A 473-nucleotide genomic window follows, 5' to 3' on the forward strand; every position below is an offset into this window, starting at 1 on the left:
CAGCATATTTATATTGTTTTAAAATTTGATCATCGTGCTCTTCGGCTTTAACTATGGCGTCTCTTTGTGATTCAATCTGTTTTTCATAATAATTCGCTGGAAGGATTATCTCTGCGTTAACTCCAATTTGGTATAGAATCATAAAAAAAGTAACTAATGCAATCGTCCCTATTGAAAATGCAAAGATATACTGGATTAATATTTTGCTAAGATTGACTTGTTTTTTCACTTTCTCCATTTATAACCAATTCCCCATACTGTTTCTATTGGATTCATGTCATGCTTACCTAATTTTTGACGGATATTTTTAATATGTTCTACAATTACTCGGTTATCACTTTCTCCCTCATATCCGAAAACATTTTCGTAAATCTTTTCTCTTGAAAATACTTGTCCATGATTCAAAGCTAAATATTCACAAATTCCGTACTCACTTTTCGTAAATGCGATAGAAGTATCGTCATGCCATATTT

Annotated in this window: 1 protein-coding gene and 1 pseudogene; both read right to left on the minus strand. The window is 31.5% G+C overall.

The window, feature by feature from the left end; genetic code table 11:
* A pseudogene (locus CHM34_RS18375) lies at positions 1-238 on the minus strand (DUF4133 domain-containing protein); the annotation flags it as partial.
* The coding region (locus tag CHM34_RS18380) for a winged helix-turn-helix domain-containing protein (protein ID WP_141201782.1) at positions 226-473 on the minus strand (248 nt) is incomplete at its 5' end. The gene CHM34_RS18380 and the pseudogene CHM34_RS18375, both read right to left, overlap by 13 nt.

Origin of the sequence: Paludifilum halophilum (genome assembly GCF_002245355.1) — a bacterium.
Classification (GTDB): Bacteria; Bacillota; Bacilli; order Thermoactinomycetales; family DSM-45169; genus Paludifilum; species Paludifilum halophilum.